Below are 261 nucleotides of genomic sequence, written 5' to 3' on the forward strand. Positions count from 1 at the left end.
GTCCGCCGCGTCGACGGGCACCGCGGCCGCGGTGGCGGATCCGCTGCCCGACTCCAGCCAGTAGCGTCCGCGCTGGAAGGCGTACGTCGGCAGGTCGACACGGCCGGCGCCCCGACCGGCGAAGAACGCCGCCCAGTCCAGGGCGGCTCCGCGCGCATGCGGCCGGGCCAGCCCGAGGGTCAGTGCCTCGGCCTCGGAGCGGTCGCCGCGCAGCAGCGGCACGAACGCCGCGGCCTCGGTCACGCACTCCTGGCCCAGCGC

At 78.2% G+C, this 261-nt stretch carries 1 protein-coding gene; it reads right to left on the bottom strand.

Annotation, left to right across the window (positions count from 1 at the left end; translation table 11 throughout):
* Window positions 1-243: hypothetical protein (locus UK12_RS35740; RefSeq protein ID WP_156179190.1), on the bottom strand; the 243-nt coding region annotated here is incomplete at its 3' end.
* Window positions 244-261: the final 18 nt, after the last annotated feature.

This window comes from Saccharothrix sp. ST-888 (assembly GCF_000955975.1).
Taxonomy (GTDB): Bacteria; Actinomycetota; Actinomycetes; order Streptomycetales; family Streptomycetaceae; genus Kitasatospora.